This window comes from Thermodesulfobacteriota bacterium, from assembly GCA_031082315.1.
GTDB lineage: Bacteria > Desulfobacterota > QYQD01 > QYQD01 > QYQD01 > QYQD01.
On sequence record JAVHLC010000018.1, the window covers coordinates 1 to 18594 of the forward strand.

Annotated in this window: 15 protein-coding genes; 11 read left to right on the top strand and 4 right to left on the bottom strand. The window is 44.8% G+C overall.

Translation table 11 applies throughout. The features are described 5' to 3' along the window. Positions 1-118 precede the first annotated feature (118 nt). Positions 119-436, top strand: a complete 318-nt coding sequence (locus tag RDU59_12155; protein ID MDQ7839231.1) for a hypothetical protein — start codon at positions 119-121, stop codon at positions 434-436. Between the two features lie 3 nt (positions 437-439). Here the strand turns inward: RDU59_12155 and RDU59_12160 are convergent, their stop codons facing one another. Then, positions 440-784 carry an HU family DNA-binding protein gene (locus RDU59_12160; protein MDQ7839232.1) on the bottom strand — a complete coding sequence of 115 codons (345 nt, stop codon included), beginning with the start codon at positions 782-784 and terminating at the stop codon, positions 440-442. A 48-nt stretch (positions 785-832) separates the two neighbouring features. Here RDU59_12160 and RDU59_12165 point away from each other — a divergent pair, with 48 nt between their 5' ends. The 10 genes from RDU59_12165 to RDU59_12210 all read left to right on the top strand — a co-directional run bounded on the left by RDU59_12165 (position 833) and on the right by RDU59_12210 (position 13470). Then, on the top strand, positions 833-2074 hold the full coding sequence (locus RDU59_12165) for a hypothetical protein (GenBank protein ID MDQ7839233.1): 1242 nt from the start codon (positions 833-835) through the stop codon (positions 2072-2074). 159 nt (positions 2075-2233) lie between these two features. Continuing rightward, on the top strand, positions 2234-2434 hold the full coding sequence (locus tag RDU59_12170) for a type II toxin-antitoxin system HicB family antitoxin (GenBank protein ID MDQ7839234.1): 201 nt from the start codon (positions 2234-2236) through the stop codon (positions 2432-2434). 286 nt (positions 2435-2720) lie between these two features. After that, on the top strand, positions 2721-4427 hold the full coding sequence (locus tag RDU59_12175) for an AIPR family protein (GenBank protein ID MDQ7839235.1): 1707 nt from the start codon (positions 2721-2723) through the stop codon (positions 4425-4427). A gap of 190 nt (positions 4428-4617) precedes the next feature. After that, positions 4618-5889 carry an ATP-binding protein gene (locus RDU59_12180; protein MDQ7839236.1) on the top strand — a complete coding sequence of 424 codons (1272 nt, stop codon included), beginning with the start codon at positions 4618-4620 and terminating at the stop codon, positions 5887-5889. After that, the gene (locus tag RDU59_12185) at positions 5886-6755 is read left to right on the top strand and encodes a DUF3883 domain-containing protein (GenBank protein MDQ7839237.1); all 870 of its coding nucleotides are present in this window, start codon (positions 5886-5888) and stop codon (positions 6753-6755) included. Before RDU59_12180 ends, RDU59_12185 begins: the two co-directional genes overlap by 4 nt. Beyond that, entirely contained in the window at positions 6727-8391 is a 1665-nt protein-coding gene (locus RDU59_12190; protein ID MDQ7839238.1) for an ATP-binding protein, read from the top strand. The genes RDU59_12185 and RDU59_12190 overlap by 29 nt, the downstream gene beginning before the upstream one ends. 14 nt (positions 8392-8405) lie before the next feature. Continuing rightward, entirely contained in the window at positions 8406-10616 is a 2211-nt protein-coding gene (locus RDU59_12195) for a Z1 domain-containing protein (protein MDQ7839239.1), read from the top strand. Between the two features lie 3 nt (positions 10617-10619). After that, entirely contained in the window at positions 10620-11633 is a 1014-nt protein-coding gene (locus tag RDU59_12200; protein MDQ7839240.1) for a PD-(D/E)XK motif protein, read from the top strand. 32 nt (positions 11634-11665) lie between these two features. Next, the gene (locus RDU59_12205) at positions 11666-12124 is read left to right on the top strand and encodes a very short patch repair endonuclease (GenBank protein MDQ7839241.1); all 459 of its coding nucleotides are present in this window, start codon (positions 11666-11668) and stop codon (positions 12122-12124) included. A 65-nt stretch (positions 12125-12189) separates the two neighbouring features. Continuing rightward, positions 12190-13470, top strand: coding sequence for a DNA cytosine methyltransferase (locus tag RDU59_12210; GenBank protein MDQ7839242.1), 1281 nt, complete (start codon positions 12190-12192; stop codon positions 13468-13470). A gap of 37 nt (positions 13471-13507) precedes the next feature. Here RDU59_12210 and RDU59_12215 read toward each other — a convergent pair whose 3' ends face one another. The 3 genes from RDU59_12215 to RDU59_12225 all read right to left on the bottom strand — a co-directional run bounded on the left by RDU59_12215 (position 13508) and on the right by RDU59_12225 (position 18362). Further along, positions 13508-14212 (bottom strand): hypothetical protein, encoded by a 705-nt coding sequence (locus tag RDU59_12215; GenBank protein MDQ7839243.1) that lies wholly within the window; start codon positions 14210-14212, stop codon positions 13508-13510. A 14-nt stretch (positions 14213-14226) separates the two neighbouring features. Continuing rightward, complete coding sequence (locus RDU59_12220; protein MDQ7839244.1) at positions 14227-15369, bottom strand: restriction endonuclease, SacI family; 1143 nt, start codon at positions 15367-15369, stop codon at positions 14227-14229. Between the two features lie 368 nt (positions 15370-15737). Next, a complete protein-coding gene (locus RDU59_12225; GenBank protein MDQ7839245.1) occupies positions 15738-18362 on the bottom strand; it encodes a hypothetical protein in 2625 nt (874 codons plus the stop codon). Between the last annotated feature and the right edge of the window lie 232 nt (positions 18363-18594).

Consider the following 18594-nt stretch of genomic DNA (forward strand, 5'->3'; position numbering starts at 1 on the left):
CCCGTACAAAAAGTTTACACAAAAGAGGGAAAGGTTAACCCCAGTGACATACAGATGTCATATGGCGGTGGTATGCTGAAAGACACATAGCTTTGAAAAAGGAAGGGGTGGATAGAATATGGTGGTGGCGCATCCGGGGGAAGAGTGGGTGATGAAGCTCGGGCCGATCTCGAGGACCAACCAGGCGAAGGCGAGGAAGCAGGCGGAAGAAGGCGCCCTGGTCCAGGTGGAGGAGAGCGTAAAGGAGATTATGGAGAAGGTGAGGCCTGCGGCGCCCCTGCTCCTGAAAGGGGTGGTGTGCGCCGGGGAGTGCGAGCCCAAGGCGAAGGAAGATCCGCCCGAGGTGACAGTGGTAAGCTACGAGCTCAGCAACGGCGAGTGGTTTTCCATCGCGACGTCGGGATTCTTCGGGGTGAAGGCTTCGTGTAAGAAGTGAGGGCTATGAGGAGCGCTTTGTCCCCGGCTTTTTTGCGGGCTTTTTCCTGAGGGGCTTCGCGGGCTCCCTCGGGTTGAGGCGCTTTCTCAGGGCCGAGGAGGTGCGAAGGCGCAGCACCTTTTTCCTGGGGATGAGGACCGGCGCCCCTGTCGTAGGGTGGGTGGTGTGGACGGCGGGCCTCGTGGTGACGTAAAAGCTGCCGAAGCCGCGGAGCTTCATCTCGCCGGTGTACACGATGTCGTCGGCAATGAGGTCGAGGAACCTCTGGAGGATCTTGCGGGTCACCCTCACGGGAACCCCGAGCTCCTTGGAGATGAGGTCAGCGAGCTTGTTCTGCGTGTGGCCCATGAGGGTGGTATTCTTGGGGTGCGGGGGAAATCCTTTCATAAGGCGGAAGTGAAGAGGAATGGCGGTGATGCGGAAGTGAGAAAGAAGGGATGGAAAGAGAAGGAACAGGAGTTTTTCGCGAAGCTTTCCGCGGAGCAGAGAGAGTGGGTGAGAAGGCGGGTGAAGCTCGTCTTCGAGGGAGATATCGAGGACGAGGTGACCCTCATCCCCCGCGAGGGCCTCATCGAGCTCTTTCAGCAGTGGAAGAAGGTGGAGGGGAAGAAAGTGCTCTCGCTCAACGACACGGGGCTTCTTCGGACCTTCGTGTGGCAGATCGCGATGAAGATCAGGGCGAGAGAGTATGAAAAGATTAACGGAAACATGCGCTCCGTGTGGTATGGGCATGTGGAGCCTCTTTATGTGGAGAAGAACCTTCTTGAGTCCGACGTGGCGCTCACGCCCGGAGCGCTCTCTCTTCTCATGCCCGAGGTCCTCGATGAGATCCTGAAGGTGGAGCTCCCCGGGGTCTCCGAGGGGATGAGGAGGCTCAAGGAAATTGTCGAAAGGGGAGCCCGGGGAATGAGGGGGCTGGGGAAAAGGGAGCGCGAGGTGTGCCGGCGGGTCTCGAAAGCAGCCCGCGAGCAGTATATCACCAACACGACGACGGGGGTCTTTGATGACTTTGTGAAGGCGGGGGTGTTCCGCTTCAAGGAGGAATTCGCCTTCTTGGATCCCCGCGAGGGCTGGGCGACCATAGGAGAGAACCGGCCGCGGGTGATTTTCTACACGGAGAAGGAGGGGCTCTGGTGGCTCTGCCAGCACCTTTCGAAGAAGTACAAGATAACGGTGATCGCGTCCCAGGGTGAGCCGAGCCTTCTTGCGATGGAATATTTCGTGAGGCGCCTGAAGAAGAAGGTGAAGTCCGTGGCGGTGGGCGCCCTCACGGATTATGACCCCTGGGGCTTCCAGATAGCGGAGAGCTTCGAGGAGAAGCTGAAGGAGGGCATTTTCTTCGGGAAGGATAACGTGGATTTCGTGAAGCTCAATGGGACCCAGAAGGATCTTGAGCGGCTTTTCACGCCGGAGGAGATCGCGCGGGGGAAGAGGGACCTGAGATTGTACAGCCAGTATAAGCAGGCCCAGGTGAACAACTGGATGAAAGAGACCGACGGGATTAAGGGTGAGCCCTATGGGATCCACGTTGACCTGGCGAAGCGCGACCGCCTGAAGGCCGTGGCTGAGGCATGGGTGGAGAGCGTGAATGGAGGGGAGTCGAGCCGTAGAGGGCCGCGGCGCCGTACTACAAGGTGATACGGAAGTAATGCAGGCTGATGCAGAGTGCACCGGAATTGATGCAGAAGTTCACCAGAATGGTGCAGAAAGCCGCGCGGGTGGCGTTTTCGTAATATAGTGTATTACGGGCGTGGCGGGAATTCTGAGAGGACTCTGCATGGGAAAGGGGCTGGTGAGGTGAAAAAGAACTACACGGTGCAGGTGTTGATAGAGCAGGATGAGGACGGCAGGTATGTCGCCTCGTGCCCCAGCCTGGAGGGGTGCTATACCCAGGGCGACACGTTTGAGGAGGCGGTGGAGAATACGAGGGATGTGATAAAGATGTGCCTGGAGGAGCGGGAGTCTTGTGGTGCGGGCGGTTCAGGGCTGCGGGGGTGAGGAATCTGAAGACGGCGCGGTGTGGAGAGCTGACTGGGGGAGCCTGTTGAGCCGGCGATAAGCGGGCGATTGCGGGGAGGGGCTGGAAAGGCGGGCTGGTGAGGCTTGAAAAACTTTGGGAATATTTTGTCACTGAAAGAGCGGTTGCAATCGATAAGTGAGAATATGTCACCCTTTTTTCGGGTGAAGTTAAAAGGAAAATATGCGGTTGGAATCGATAGTTCGGTGACGAAAAGTGCCATGGAGTCATCGCATCATAAAAGTCATTGAACCGGAGGAGTACAAAGTGACAAGTAATGACAGGATCATTTTAGATCAGGTTCTGGAGCAAAAACGCCAAGCGGTTGCTCCAACCAGCTTGCGGTCATTTTACTTTGAGATATTTACAGCAGAACAGATTCTCAAGGATTATGACCTTTCATACGATGAAATTGAATCCGGGAATATTGGGGGTGGAGGTGATGGGGGAATTGACTCTTTCTATTTATTTGTCAATGGCGAGCTAATCCAGGAGGATAGTGATTTTTCTGAAATGAAATTGAAGAAGAATATCACAATCGAACTCTATATAATCCAAAGTAAAATTTCCCATGGATTTTCAGAGGCGGCAATAGACAAATATATTTCCGCTACAGATGAGCTTTTTGATCTATCACAGACGATTACGGATCTCAAAACAGTCTATAACAAGAGCCTCCTAGAGACCATTGAAAGATTTAGGAGTATATATCAAAATCTAGCATCAAAATTTCCTCAACTCCATATGCACTATTTCTATGCCACCCTCGGTGATGAGGTTCATCCAAACGTCCAGAGAAAAGTCGATAAGCTTAAGGATGTAATAAAAAAGCATTTCTCCGCTGCCGCCTTTACATTTGAGTTTCTCGGGGCATCTGAATTGCTTATGTTAGCGCGAAGGACACCTTCCAATTCATATGTATTGAATCTATCAGAAAACCCTATTTCCGCGACAGGAGCGGTGGCCTTTGTATGCCTTGTTTCTCTCAAGGATTTCTTTAAATTCATCACTGACTCACAAGGCCACTTAATCAGGTATATTTTTGAAGCTAATGTTAGGGACTATCAGGGTAAGACCGAGGTTAATGATCAAATTCAAACATCTTTACAGGACCAGTCTAGCGAGGATTTCTGGTGGCTAAACAATGGGATCACAATTTTATCAAGTAGAGCCACTCAGAGTGGGAAAGCGCTAACCATTGAGAACCCCGAGATTGTTAATGGGCTGCAAACCTCAACAGAAATTTACAATTATTTCAAAAAATACAATACAGAAAATGAGAAAAGGAATCTGCAAATAAGGGTGATCGTACCAAATGAACCTGAAAGCAGAGATAGAATTATCAAAGCAACGAATAGTCAGACAATCATACCACCAGCGTCCCTTAGAGCCACTGACAAAATCCACAGGGACATTGAAGAATATTTGAAACCGTTCGGATTATACTATGATCGCCGGAAGAATTATTATAAAAATGAAGGCAAACAGATAAACCGTATCATCAGTATACCTCAAATGGCGCAGGCTGTTATGGCAATATCTTTAAAGCGTCCTGATATGGCAAGAGCTCGTCCGTCATCGCTCATAAAAAGAGATGAAGAATATATTAATCTATTCGATTCTAGACAGCCAATAGAAATCTATCGTGCTTGCGCTGAGCTAATGAAACAAGTTGAAGCCTTTTTGAACAATTTGGGGGTTAGTCTCTCTGTTACAGACAAAAATAATATCAAATTCTACATTATGATGTGCGCCTCGCAGGAGGCACTACAAGATTCCGATCCAATGGCTTCTCCCATTGCATCGCTTGCTGGTGTGACATTATCGGAAGAAGTCATGGAGAGTTCATATAATCTCGTTTTGAAAGAATATACCGGCTTGGGTGGAACAGACAAAGTAGCGAAGGGTTCAGAACTATTATCCAAACTGAAGGAGCGGATGCAAGAAAAGTTTCTCCCAAAAACACAGAAGTGACAATTTACAACACAAGCTACTATCCTAAAAAGCAGCTATCCCTGCCCCCCGGGAAATTCCTAAGCCGGCTAACCTTATTGCACTCGTGCACAATAAGATTAAAGAAGAGGCGGCAGAAAAAGGGACTTGAGAGATTTTGTCGGGATAATAATAGATTGTATCTTATTATGGTGCAGTTTTGGAGTCTGATATGGTAAGTATAGAAGATATTGTAAGGTACGAGAATGAGCATACGGGTTTGGATTTTAAAGCAGTCCAATATAAGAAAGATCAATATGAAGAATTAATAAAGGACATTATGGCGATTGCAAATGCGGACTTCAATAATGAGAGATATATAATTGTTGGCGTTAAACATTGTCCTGATGGGAGTCGGCAATATTTGCCAATTGATAGAACGGAGTTTGTAGATTCTGCGACTTATCAGCAAATTATCAGAGAAAATATAGAACCTGATATAAATTTTGATTATGTACCATACGAATTCGAGGGGAAACTTTTGGGGTGCTTTAAGATATATGCGCGTGAGGAGGATCAGCCATATATGATGAAAAAGGATTATAACAAACTTAAGAAAGGTGACAGCTTTATAAGAAAAGGCACATACCAGCCGAAAATGGAAAGAAGAGACTATGAAAGAATTTTTGAGAAAAGGAAAAAGGCTGATATTTTTGATGGGTGTGTAGAATTAGGTTTTACAGGAACTGATTACGAACGGGAAATAACATTGACGATAAATGGAGGCAAAAGATTGCCTTCACAAAGAGCGGCAGAAAAAATAGAGAAAATACTTGAAGAAAAAAAGCAAGAGGAAAGGATTGTCCAGGAAAAGCTGAATACCACAACCTCCGACCACTTGTCAAGTTTAACAAACGTATTTTCTAGAATAGCACTACAGAATCAAATCCAGATGGCACAATTGCCCAGACTATCAAGCGACTTGTCACCTAGGCCGTATGATCAAAGAAGCATTGAAGAGTTAGAACAAGATCTTAAAGAGGTCCAAGAAACATACAAAGAAGATGATATTTACGAATTTTTTGAAATAAACGCACACACAATTAACATTACCATACTGAACAATGGGCGCGCATATATTGAAGATGCATCGGTAAAATTGGAGATAAAGAAGATAGACGGGTTAATTATACCCGAGAAAATTTGCCCCAAGCCAAATCATGGTTTACTGCCCCAAATAGATTTTCCATATGAAACATGGAATTATCCTGATATTCAGAGCGATGATGTTCTTGTTTCGATCTCACAGAAGATCGGGAATATAAGACATTACATACCAACGGAAGCTTTCAAGACTCCGATTAGAATGGTTTTATTAAAGAACTTGGCAGGGGAAACAATAGAAATTTTATGCAAAATCTTCGGGAAAAATCTAGTAAGGCCAATAGAAAGAGTTTTAAGAATCAAAGCAATTTCTATAAACGAGGAAGGAAAAGAGCGATGAAGTCTTCTGATTCGCTTGAATTAGGCTGGATTTATACCAGAAAAGATTTAATGTCGAAGTTCGGCATAAACGATGCGACGCTGAAGACGGGCGTCTTTAGGCCCAAAGGCTATCGCTCAATATGGCTTTTTATTACGGAGAATAAGACCAATGACAGGACGCAATACAGCGATTTGCTGAATGGTGATGACTTATATTGGGATGGGCAGCTCCAGGGGCGCACTAATCCGATGATTATCGGGCATGAGAAGGCGGGCGATGAGCTCCTAGTATTCTACCGGAAAAAGAAATATCAATACGAAGGAGCGGGATTCCGTTATGAAGGCACCTTCCGGTATGTATCACATACCGGAGATAAGCCGGCCCACTTTCATCTTCGCCGGATTGACAAAGCTGAGAGAATTGTAATGGAACTGGAAATAGCAGGTGCGGCAGAGATGGCGTCCGCACGGCGAAAGGGACAGGGTTTTATTGCTTCGCCCGAGGTCCGGAGGCAGATCGAAGATTATGCGATGAAAACGGCAATCGAGTTTTTTCGGAACAAGGGCTATCGAGTAGAGGACAGTCATCTAACTCAACCTTACGACTTGAAGGCCGTCAAAGGATTGGAGACTTGGCATATAGAGGTGAAGGGAACCAGCGGTTGCGGAGAGGAAGTTGTGCTTACATTCAATGAGGTACACTTTGCTAGAGAGCACAAGGATTCTATGATTTTGTTTGTTGTGGGCGATGTGGAGGTTCTGCCGAAAGAACCCATTCAAGTACGGGGCGGCAATGTGAGGTTATTGCAGCCTTGGGATATTGAAAAAGGCACTTTGAAGCCAGTTAGTTATTTCTATGGGCTTCCTGGAACTTATAGTAATTAAGAAAAAGTCTTTTATAGTGAAAGTTCTGTCGATTAAATACAGGGGTCATCATTGTGTAGTTGGGCTTATAGGAGGAAAAATGCTTAGAGAGGCTTGTGGTGTTCAGAAAGTAAATATTAGGCCTGGGGTAAGCATTTTATCAGTACTACGGCATTTAAACTACAGACCTTGGTATGCACTAGCGGAGTTTGTTGACAACTCAGTGCAGAGCTTTCTAACAAACAGAGACAAGATAAATAGTGAAGAAGGAAAAGAGACTCTGTTGCGTGTGGATATTGAGACTGATAACACAGACAGTGGTCGTATAATAATAAGAGATAATGCTGCAGGGATTTATGAGAGCGAATATGCAAGAGCATTCAGGCCAGCGGAGATACCACCGGATAGAACAGGGCTTTGTGAGTTTGGAATGGGCATGAAGAGTGCTGCGTGCTGGTTTGCAAGAAAGTGGAGCGTTAGAACTACCGCATTGGGGGAGCCAGTTGAGCGGACAATTATGTTTGATATTCACAAGATTGTAGAGGATAGAATAGAAGAGTTAGAAATAACTACCAGAGAAGTCCCCGAAGGCCTTCACTATACAGAGATCATACTTACAGGGCTAAATCAAGTGCCTCATGGTCGAACTTTAAGCAAGATTAAAGACCATATTAAAAGCATATACAGGGTATTTCTCAGACAAGGGTTTCTATGTTTAAGCTTTGATAACGAAAAGCTTATATATGAAGATCCAGAGATAATGACCGTGCCGCATTATAGAGATATGTCAGGACCGCCTTTAGAGTGGCGTAAGGATATTGAGTTTGACTTTGGTTTAGGACAAAAAGCAAAGGGCTTTGCTGCACTGAGGGCGAGGGCTTCTACTACAAATGCAGGGTTCGCACTGTTTAGAAGAAAAAGACTGATACAGGGCAGTGGAGACGAGACGTATAGGCCAGAATATATCTTTGGGAAAACGAATAGCTTTCGTTATCAGCGCTTGTTTGGAGAGCTTCATCTTGAGGGATTCGAGATAAGTCATACCAAGGATGGATTTAGATGGGATGAGAATGAGGATGTGTTTCTGGATTTACTTAAAGAACACTTAGAAGCACCGCCACTAAACATGCTCGAGCAAGCTGAACAATACCGTGTTAGGGCATCGCGCGAAGCTCTTAAGGATGGGGCAGAAAGAGCAACAGAAAGAACGGCAGCCGTGATAGAAAGAAAAGTTCCGCCTGTCATAGAGGAGCAAATAAATAAAGAGCCGGATAAAGGACCACCACCGGAGGAGCTGCCAGAAACGAGATTGAGTGCGTCAACGAGAAGGATTGACGTTGAGCTAAATGGACAGCCATGGGAGATAATCATCGAGATTACTATGGACCCGGCAATAGGAGACTGGATTACTATCAGCGATCAATGTGAATCAGAGGATGAACGGAAGAGACGCAGATTGGGAATTAGAATGTCAATAACTCATCCTTTCATGGATCGATTCTGCGGCACAGGCTCTGAGAATATGGAGGCTTTGCTTAGGGTGGCTGCCGCGATAGGATTAGCACAAACAGTAGCTAGAGATGCGGGAGCAACAATGACGAGCACGGCAATAAGAAATATAAATGAGCTGCTCAGAAACGGTCTATCAGGGCCTTAAAAGGAGGGGGAAAAATGACAATAGATGTTGGGGATATAAATGGGCGGGGTGAGACTTTCATAGAAGTCACAGGACAGCCGTGCACAGGACCAGGAAGATGGAGTCCCCGCTTAGGCAGTGAAGCAAATGCCTTAGAGCTACCCTCTGACAGTAGAGATACGATTTTAAGGGAGGCAGCGAGAATACTGGGGCGCTGTGTGCCGCCTTATGAGAGTGAGGGAAACTTAACCGGCTTGATCGTGGGGTATGTGCAGAGTGGAAAAACGATGTCATTCACAACCGTTGCAGCAATGGCCCGTGACAATGGCTATCAGATGGTTATTGTTGTTGCAGGAACATCAATACAACTGTTGGAGCAGTCGCGGGATAGGCTCATAAATGATCTGAGAATAAATAGTAGGACAGAGAGAAGGCTATGGAGGCACATACCGGATCCAAATGTTCAGAACAACAGTCATCAGATAATTAGAAACGAAATAGCAGAATGGCGAGATCAGAGCGTTCCAGCCGGGGAGAGAAGAACAGTTTTGATTACGGTAATGAAGCACCATCAACATTTACAAAATCTTATTGATGTGCTGCAGAGTATCGACTTAAATGGAGTTCCAACACTTATAATAGATGACGAAGGAGATCAAGCAGGGCTTAATACAAGAATCAATCAAGAAGATCAAAGCACAACATACAGGAGACTTATTACCTTAAAAGATCATATACCTCACCATAGCTTTTTACAGTATACTGCAACTCCACAGGCACCATTGCTAATAAATATAGTTGATGTTCTGTCGCCGAATTTTGCAGAAACAGTTACACCAGGAGAAGACTACACTGGCGGGAGAGAATTTTTTACGGGCCGTGAAGAGCTCGTGAGAATAATACCACAGGAGGAGATACCAACAGGAGATAACCAAGTAGTCGGGCCTCCACAAAGCCTTCTAAGAGCAATGAGAATATTTTTTATAGGAGCGGCTGCGCATCTATTCACGGGGGATCGAATACCTAATCGCTCAATGATGGTGCATCCCTCACGGCTTACAAATCAGCATGGACAATATTATAGGTGGGTAGAAAATGCTAGACGGACTTGGCAGAATATCCTTGAGCAATCAGAAGGAGCGAGGGATCGTGAGGAGCTGCTCGAGCTATTTCGGACAGACTATGAAGATCTGAGGTTAACAGAGCCTACATTGCCTGCTTTTGAAGACTTGCAGCAAAGAATCCCTCATGCTGTGCGAAGGACTACTGTAAAGGAAGTTAACAGCGTGCGTGGAGGAACAATCGTATGGAGTGATACTCCTTACTGGATACTTGTTGGAGGACAGGCAATGGATCGTGGCTTCACTGTTGAGGGGCTTACGGTGACATATATGCCACGGGGACCAGGCATGAGAAATGCTGATACAATACAGCAAAGAGCCCGATTTTTTGGATATAAGCGTGGATACAGGGGATATTGTCGTATATTTTTAGAGCAGTATATAAGAGATGCTTTTAACGAATATGTTGAGCATGAAGAAGATGTTAGATCACAGCTAGTAGAGCATAGTAGATCTGGAAGATCTTTACGTGAATGGAGAAGGCAGTTTTTCTTGAGAAGAGGCACGAGACCAACGAGAAACAGCGTTATTGATATACCTTATCAGAGCCGGAGCTTTGTAAACAGATGGGTCTTTCCAGAAGGGGCTCACAATATCGAGGAGATACTGCAAGAAAACAGGGAGACTTTTGAAAGATTTTTAGAGAGCTTAAGCCTTGTAGAGCATGAGGGTCTTGATACACGCCAAGGATCTAACAAAAACCTTATCGATAGAGGCTTAAGCTTACGAATAGTACATGAAGAGCTTTTGACTAGATTCAGAATACGGACTCTTGAAGACTCCCAGGACATCTCAAAGCTTTTAAGAGTTATACAGTTTCATCTTGATAGTCAGCCAAACGAAGGCTGCACAATTTTTCTAATGGGAGGAGGAGAAGCTTTCAGGCGTAGCTATGAGAATGATAGAATAGTGCAGGTATTTCAGGGCAGGCAATATGCCTCAGGAGACCTCACATATCCGGGAGACAGGGATATAAAAGATAGTGATAGGATAACTGTGCAATTAAGATACCTTAGACTACAAAACAGAGGTGGTCCGGTGCTTGCTGAAAGAGTTCCACATATTGCAGTGTGGGTTACGGCGGAAATTGGTCGAGACTTTCTTGATCAGCCACAAGGGAACTAGAATATGAGCTTAAATGAGCTTAGCCCAATTGAGATCTTTGAGGCACTGAATGCCCCTCATGAGATAGAAGGGAAGGGAGAGCATTTCATAGCTATGCCTATACCTAGTAGGCTAGGGGTTTTTATCGCTAAAGATGCAAAAAGAAACCCTGCTTTATTGCTGTCGGTATCAGACAAAGAAAATCTTCGACCTCTACCCATAACACTTGAGCACATAGTGGCAGATCATGGCGTTGAGTGTAAAATACAGGAACCGGATGAAACAACCCATCAAGGAGTATTTTCGATAATTCGCTGTGTCAATGCAGAAAGAATGCTGAAGGAATATTTTCTACGGGTGCTTATGCCAATTATACAAGAAATGAACACAAAGCTAACATATCAAGATATATCTTGTGCTGTAAAAACATTAATGGAGCTTTTCAGGCTAATTAATACGCCCGGGAGAAAAACAATACAAGGACTGTGGGCAGAGCTTTATTTGATTTTAAAAGCATCAAATCCCGATTTTTTGGCCCAGGCATGGCATAGCACAGCAGGAGACAGGTACGATTTCAATGCTGGAAGCGAGAGAATAGAAGTAAAAAGCACAACAAGGTCTTTAAGAATACACAGCTTTTCGTTTGAGCAGCTCAATCCGCCTGATAAGACAAAGGTATTAATTGCATCCATGTGTGTTGAAGAGGCGGGAATAGGAATGAGCGTGTTCGATATTGTGGATGAGATTCGAGCAAAACTGGGAAATAATATAAGGCTCGCCGGCAGGATTGATGAGGTAGTTGCCTCAACGCTTGGCAATGCATGGCGGCAAGCAGGGGACGTAAAATTCGATTTAGAAGTGGCGGAGTCTTCTTTAAGGTTCTTTGACTCAATGGCAGTGCCTGCAATCAGAGGAAATTTGCCAGAGGGAGTCAGCAATCTCAGATTTAAGGCGGATCTCAGTCATACAGAGTCAATAGAGCTTAGAGGCTTGGAGGGAAAAGGAGAGCTGTTTAGAGCATTAAGAGAAGACGCTTAGAGCGAGGAATCATTAAAACCCGGGAGAAAGTATTGGAAAGGAAGACGCCGAGCTTTAAAGAGCTTTCGCCATCAAGCGAGGCGAGCTCAAGAGCTAAAAAGAAGAATAGGCACGTTGATACAGGGCCGGAGATAATTTTGCGGAGGGAGCTTTGGAAGCTGGGCCTTCGTTATCGAAAAAATGTAAAAGAGGTAGTAGGGAAGCCTGATATCGCCTTCATGAGGGAAAAAGTAGCGGTCTTTTGTGATGGTGATTTCTGGCACGGGAGAGATTGGCCGGAATTAAGAGAAAAGCTGCTAAGACGAGCTAATGCAGATTATTGGATCAGGAAGATTTTCTGTAATATTGAAAGGGATTTGGAGCATAACAAGATTCTTCGGGAAGCCGGCTGGAGCATCATAAGAATATGGGAGTCCGATATTAAGCGGGATCCTGGAACGGCGGCGAGATGCGTTAGAGATGTTTTGCAGGGATCAAAACAAGCGAAATAACGAAGTGCTTGATATGTGTGATGAGTAAAAGACTAAGAATACAGACGACCGAAACGGAGGAATATATGCCTAAGCTTAACGTGATAAGTCTTTTTACGGGAGCAGGTGGACTTGACTACGGCTTCGAGGCTGCTGGATTTACAACAAGAGTCGCTATAGAGATGGATAGTGACTGTTGTGAGACAATTAAGAAAAATAGAGATTGGCCCGTTATCTGTCAGGATATAAACGATGTCTCAAGTGAACAGATATTGAAGACGGCCGGGATCAAAAAGGGGAAAGTTGATGTACTGATAGGAGGGCCACCATGCCAGCCGTTTTCAAAATCTGGATACTGGGTCAACGGAGACACGCTGAGACTTAACGATAAAAGAGCTAATACGCTTTATGCATATATGCGGTGCGTGTCTGATTTGCTGCCCAAGGTGTTCTTCTTGGAAAATGTCCACGGGATTAACTTTTCTGGAAAAGAAGAGGGCTTTCTTTTGCTCGAGAGGCTGACAAAGGAGATTAATCGTCAGACCGGGATGAGATACAAATTATCATGGCGTGTGCTTGACTCGTCAGATTATGGCGTGCCCCAGGCAAGAACGAGATTTTTCCTTATCGGGCACAGGGAAGGGGAGCGCTTCCAATTTCCAGAGCCGACTCATGGGGATCTGATAGAAAGGAATACGATGCAATTGAGTCTCCTCGGCCACGAGATATTACCCAAAATTACCGCCTGGGATGCAATAGGAGATATTAAGCCTACAGAGGCAGAGAGCTTGAAAGTCAGGGGACGGTGGGCAACCCTTCTACCCTCGATACCGGAGGGAGAGAACTATCTTTGGCATACAAATCGCAAAGGAGGGCTGCCCCTGTTCGGATGGCGTGCCAAGTATTGGAGCTTCCTTCTAAAACTGGCTAAAAATAAGCCATCCTGGACGATACAGGCACAGCCTGGGCCAGCGATAGGACCTTTTCACTGGAAGAACAGACTCTTGAGCGTGAGGGAGATGGCACGAATTCAAACTTTCCCTGATAATATTAATTTCGTCGGGATTCGCCTGTCCATCCAGAGGCAGATCGGCAATGCGGTACCTTCACTCATTGCCGAGATTTTGGCCCGAGAGATTGGAGAGCAGTTTTTCGGGATGTCAAAGAGTGAGAGCCCGACTCTTAAAATAACCTATAAGAGGCCTATACCACCACCTGAGCCTGTAGAATTGGTGCCAGAAGAGTATCATTATCTACAGGGCGATCACCCGGATCACCCAGGCGAAGGAAATGGAAATAGGGTGAAAAAAGCGAAGAGAGAAGATGAAAAGAATCTGGTACGTGAGCCCGAGCTCAGTTATGCATAGCAAAGCAACAATGAGCTGAAGGAAGTGCAACGAGGCTTCACAAAGAGTCTATAATCTCTTGCAATTCTTCAGGGTCTATGTCAAGAAGCCTTCTGAGACCATTGTTTCTCCAGAGAAAAGCAGCAAAGCTTGGCTTTAGAAAGACGCCGACTTTTACTATTGCATCAAAATGGCTTCCGAGCTTTATTCCTTTCTCGTCGTTTTTTAAAAGCAGATCAAGCACGCCCTGGCCGAGCTCGAGAGAGGGCCACTTTGATTCGTCAATAGTGTTAAAATCGAGCAGCGCGTCCTCATAAATATAGTAAAGACTGGCGTAAGCGTTATCAATGGCCGTATAAAGCTCTTCGATTTTTGAGTGCCTAAGGGAGATATCATCTTTTCCGCGCTTTCGAATCACTTCGAGGGGTGGAAGGAAGTCAATGTGACCGACGAGGTGCTCGAGCTTCAACAAAAAAGCGATGTCAGACTTGGAAAAGCATTGGAAAGGAACAAGACGGGAGCCGGCCCAGAAGAACAATTGAAGCTCTGCGGAGTGAAAGGAGCCAGAGCTGCTGATTATATTTGAGAGAGAAAGAAAAGACTGGGAGTCACTGGACTTATAGCCATTGAGCTGGCTGTTATGAACGGCAAGCTTTAAGAAAGAATGACCCAGATCTTTTGTAAAGCCCTCAGTCGCCCCTTGCTCGCGGACAAAAGATCTTATGGGGCCCTCGATGAGTGATATGATATTTGCATGGCCCATTAGTTAAGCACCTGCTATTCTTGAGAGCCCGTAGCATCGATCCAAGATTGTACACCTTCTTGTGAGACTTCAAGCTGGATCAGGCGAGTGTAAATTAAATCTACCAGGATCTCGGGACTATGAAGCTGTGGAAGCTCACTCCAGAAGAGAACTTGCTTTATGAAGGAGTGCCACTCAGTGAAAAAAGAGAGACCAAGACCCCGCTCCTTTGCCCGAAGGCGAATCTTTTCAAAGTCTATCTTAGGCTGGTTTTTCGCGACAGCGATTATTGCCGCTTCGCATATGCCTTCTTTGAGGGCTTTCTCGGCAAAAATATAGGCGTCGGACTCTTTGACCGGCTTGTCTCTTACCTCGAAGATCTTTTCCCAGCCTTGATCGTGGCTTTTCACCCCTACATCACCGGGGAGATGACGATCTGGATCGTTTATTCTATCTGTTACCACGCGCTCGGTGCCAGCAAATAAATCTAAAAGGCCTGCCACAACTGCCTGAGCCCTTTTGCCGCCCTCAGTGTCTTCACTGACAAAGTGCTCGATAATGGAGATTATCTCGTCAGGGCTGATGCTTGAAAGAGGCTTTGTGCGCTCAGGATAATGGGGAACATAACCTCTGCGAACAAAAATATAGGAGCGGAGCGCTTGACGCATCTCATCAAGAGAATCAATCACCGCCAGCTTGTCTAATATATCACAGAGCATCTCAACAGCAGGCTTTGCCTTCGCATGGACCGTAATATTTCGGGATACACGGTCGATTTGAAAATATGGCTGGTTGTTGAGAGGCTCGCGACCTGTTACACCGAGATTTATGCCAAGCTCGGTCGATAATGGAACCAATACGCCGTGGCCCAGGCTACGCGTAGAGTAAGCTCCAGGAGAGCCCTCCCTCGCTTTGACCGAAAAAACATTAATATTTATGTCTAAAGACTTGGCAAGTAAAGCCGTGCCGAGGAATGCGATATGTGTTCTACTTGTTCCCTCACATACTTTAGAAAAAGAGCGAAATAGCCTGACCCATGAGGCGTCGGTATTTTGCTCGGTGCTGAGGCTGGCCTGCTCCCGGAGAAAGCTCTGCGCTTTCTCTGCATTGAAATTTAAAGGCTCAGATGACTCAGCATGGTGTCTGGAGTCGATGGAATCCTTTTTTTGCTTTGGCAAAAGATATCATCTTCTTTCTCTAATATAATTGGTTTTGTTGTTAAAGATCACGTTATTTGAATGTAAGGAAGGCATGACAGGCATCGCACGTATAGATCAGGCATACCAGGCCCCTCGGAAACATAGCTCCGTTTTGACGCAATAGCTTCCCTTTTTTGTTTCCGCACGGGAATTGTTCCTCATTATTTGATATAATCACCCTTATTGTCATCGATTTTAAAGGTTTTTCCGTGCACTGACTACCGGTTCCTGGGATATTCGGAAGTTTGTTATGTAAAAGAACATCATGTGATTTTTTTTGCTTCCGATGCACCCTTAAAAAATATTATAACCATAGGCTTTTTAATGACTATGTCCCTCTGGCATAGCTATTTTTCCGATAAACCTCCTGCGGCCAAATCGTCACTTTCGGTAATTGTTCTATTGTCTAATAAGCTGCGATCTTCAGAAAGACTTCCCAGAGTGGTCTCATCGCTGTACCGTTCACGATTTTCCCTAATCCTTTTTCGTATCCATTCACGCTCTTTCTCGTATTGCTCTCTGATTGAGTCAACTATCGGTTCTGTGAGAATATTGTCTATGGTATTTAGCTGGAAGCGCTCGTTTTCTTTAATTTCTTCTGTTTTAAGATAATCTAAGAACAGGTTTACTCTAGCAAATCTAGTTTCTACACGCTTAATTTTTTCTTCCTCTCGATCATAGAGGTTATCAACAAGATATACAGATTCTTTTATTTTGTTAGCAATATCAGCACTATTAAATGGTGTGTCTTGCAAAACTAGATCTAAATAACAGAAGGAGCGGACGAGATATTTATGGTAGTACCAACCAGCCGACGTCACTCTAATGTGACTAGCATCATTGACTGACTCCGTCGATCTGGTGTTGACTTCTACTAATTGTGATTTCAACAAGCGATTAAGTGTTACAATGAAGTCTTCGGGGTTATCGAAAATTTCTTCAAACGAATAAAGAATCTTGGTAATCTCTATATATCCCTGACCTTCCCTAGATGACTGAGAACGATATGAAAGTAGGAGATGCAATATTCGAAGTGCCGTAAAGTGGCTGGAATTGCTATATAAGCCACAATCAAAGACATTGAGAATCGGACTCTGTTCCTCTTTATAATATTTTCTCCCCGAAAGCATAATGGATTTGATAAACTCATGAAATCCTACAAAATAACTCTCATCACGTCTAAATATATTAAGCATCTTATCTACATCCGTAGCGCCTGAAGTCAAGAACATTACAAACATCTCTAGAGCTCTTCGCATATTGCCGAAGCAAATAGCCTCAATAAAACGCACGATATTTCGATTTTGGCTGAAAATACTTTTATTGACGATCGTAAGCAAATCGTAAATATCTCTTGTATTTTGTACGTCTTGAGAAATATTAGAACCGGAAGAGCCTAGACTTGCTTTTTTCAAAATATCCTGACTGTACCTAATGCGATTATTAATAACATGCAAAAAGCGTGGAGAAGCTATATGAAATTTTCTGTTAGTATATGCTGTAAAACTATTTTGAATACTGGCGACATAATATGACTCCTCCCTCAATGCAATTATTGTAAGCGAGCCGATGATTCGTGTAATGCGTTGGGCTAACAAAAATATCTTTGCCTGATATTCTGGTGAAAGTTGGTCAACATTGTCAATGAAAAGCACAATTTTTTTATTCTTGCGCGACATGCATGTATTCAGCAGACGCGGTACATAAGCCGATGTTTCGGATTGCCATTTCCCCAAATTTTCAGATAATTTATTCTCATATTCTAAGGAACCTTCTCTAAAAGGCTTAAGTCCTGTTTCTTTGAGAGCTTCTACTTCTTTTGCATATGCACGTTTAACGCTTTTGCGCTTTTCAAGTCGTAAATGACTATAGCGATTTCGCAATTGTTCTAGGATGGTTTGCCAAACAAATGGCTCTAATTCCGATGGTATCAAAGGAGCTGCTAGAAAATCCACATAGAACCAAATAGAATATTTATCTAAAGTTTCACGTCCTACATCAAGTTGATAGCGCTTGAGGAAAGTTGTTTTACCTGAACCGATACCCCCCAATAAAAGGCACAGTTCGCCTACAGAAGTATTTACGCCATCAACAACCATCTGACCAAAATTACCAGCACTATCCTTTTTCTGAAATAATGGCTCAGTCCCTTCTCTTCTTAAAAAAGCAGGGATTGTATCAGTTATTGTAACGTCGATATCATGTGCTACTACTTTGAGAGTTTCATAATGGACATAACACGATTTGAGAGTCTCCAATTGATTTTCTCCAGTTATATCTTCGAAAACAAGTTTGACGAGAGGCTGTATAAATGTGTTCAACCTATTTCGTGGTAATGGTAAATCTGCATTGAACAGTATTTTGCTAACACGATGGCTTTCGCGGGAAGCTCGTAGTGGAGAGCCAAATTCAGCGTCTAACGAACCCCGAGAAACCGCATCGAAAGAAAGCAAGTTCCAAAATGTGGTGAAATGGTCGATCATGTATTCCAAGCTTGGAAATATAATCGCGTTTCCTTCACGCCAACCTATATCATCCCTTATAGCGCGAAAAACAATCCAAGCATAACCATTAGTTGCAATTGCGTACCGAATCCCCGCACTATCACAGTAAGATCGGACTTGAGATATAGCTTCACTTATTTCTGGACTTGTAAGGACAGATCCATTTAATTTTAGAGATCTACGTTGCTCTCTTTGAATTGGAAATACAAAAGGAATTCCAGCTTTTTTAGCTTCGACAACTATAAAGGGCTTTTTTCGAACTTCAAGCTCATAATCCATATAGCCTTCGTGAACTCTGCGTTCCCGTTGTATCGACAACTCTGGCCAACCGAGGCATTCGGTAAGAATGCTATCAACTATTTTTGCTCGTGTATCGGCCTCCGATACGTTCCCTTTTAGTTGGCAAAACTCTTGAAATTCTTCTCTGATACCCTTTAATTTGGCTAAGGCATCATCAGGATGAATCATAATCAACCTTCCGGTTATTGCTTATCAATGACAAAATCAATTTTCAGAAGACTTCTTTGTTATAATCAAAGTCCCTGCTCTAAGGCTTACCATAAAAAAGCTGTGATTAACTACCGGCTATAAGATTCTCGAAAATTATAACAATGAGTGGGTCCGGCAGGCCGCTCCGATACACTGCGGCGGGCTTGCATTCGCCGTGCTCCCAGCCACCGCCCAGGAGGTCAAAGTGAGG

What these genes read in the sequence shown, in the direction of transcription:
- RDU59_12225 (MDQ7839245.1), bottom strand. Translation starts at nt 18,362, where the DNA reads ATGATTCATCCTGATGATGCCTTAGCCAAATTAAAGGGTATCAGAGAA.
- RDU59_12190 (MDQ7839238.1), top strand. Translation starts at nt 6,727, where the DNA reads ATGGGCTTCCTGGAACTTATAGTAATTAAGAAAAAGTCTTTTATAGTG.
- RDU59_12185 (MDQ7839237.1), top strand. Translation starts at nt 5,886, where the DNA reads ATGAAGTCTTCTGATTCGCTTGAATTAGGCTGGATTTATACCAGAAAA.
- RDU59_12180 (MDQ7839236.1), top strand. Translation starts at nt 4,618, where the DNA reads ATGGTAAGTATAGAAGATATTGTAAGGTACGAGAATGAGCATACGGGT.
- RDU59_12155 (MDQ7839231.1), top strand. Translation starts at nt 119, where the DNA reads ATGGTGGTGGCGCATCCGGGGGAAGAGTGGGTGATGAAGCTCGGGCCG.
- RDU59_12195 (MDQ7839239.1), top strand. Translation starts at nt 8,406, where the DNA reads ATGACAATAGATGTTGGGGATATAAATGGGCGGGGTGAGACTTTCATA.
- RDU59_12215 (MDQ7839243.1), bottom strand. Translation starts at nt 14,212, where the DNA reads ATGGGCCATGCAAATATCATATCACTCATCGAGGGCCCCATAAGATCT.
- RDU59_12160 (MDQ7839232.1), bottom strand. Translation starts at nt 784, where the DNA reads ATGGGCCACACGCAGAACAAGCTCGCTGACCTCATCTCCAAGGAGCTC.
- RDU59_12210 (MDQ7839242.1), top strand. Translation starts at nt 12,190, where the DNA reads ATGCCTAAGCTTAACGTGATAAGTCTTTTTACGGGAGCAGGTGGACTT.
- RDU59_12200 (MDQ7839240.1), top strand. Translation starts at nt 10,620, where the DNA reads ATGAGCTTAAATGAGCTTAGCCCAATTGAGATCTTTGAGGCACTGAAT.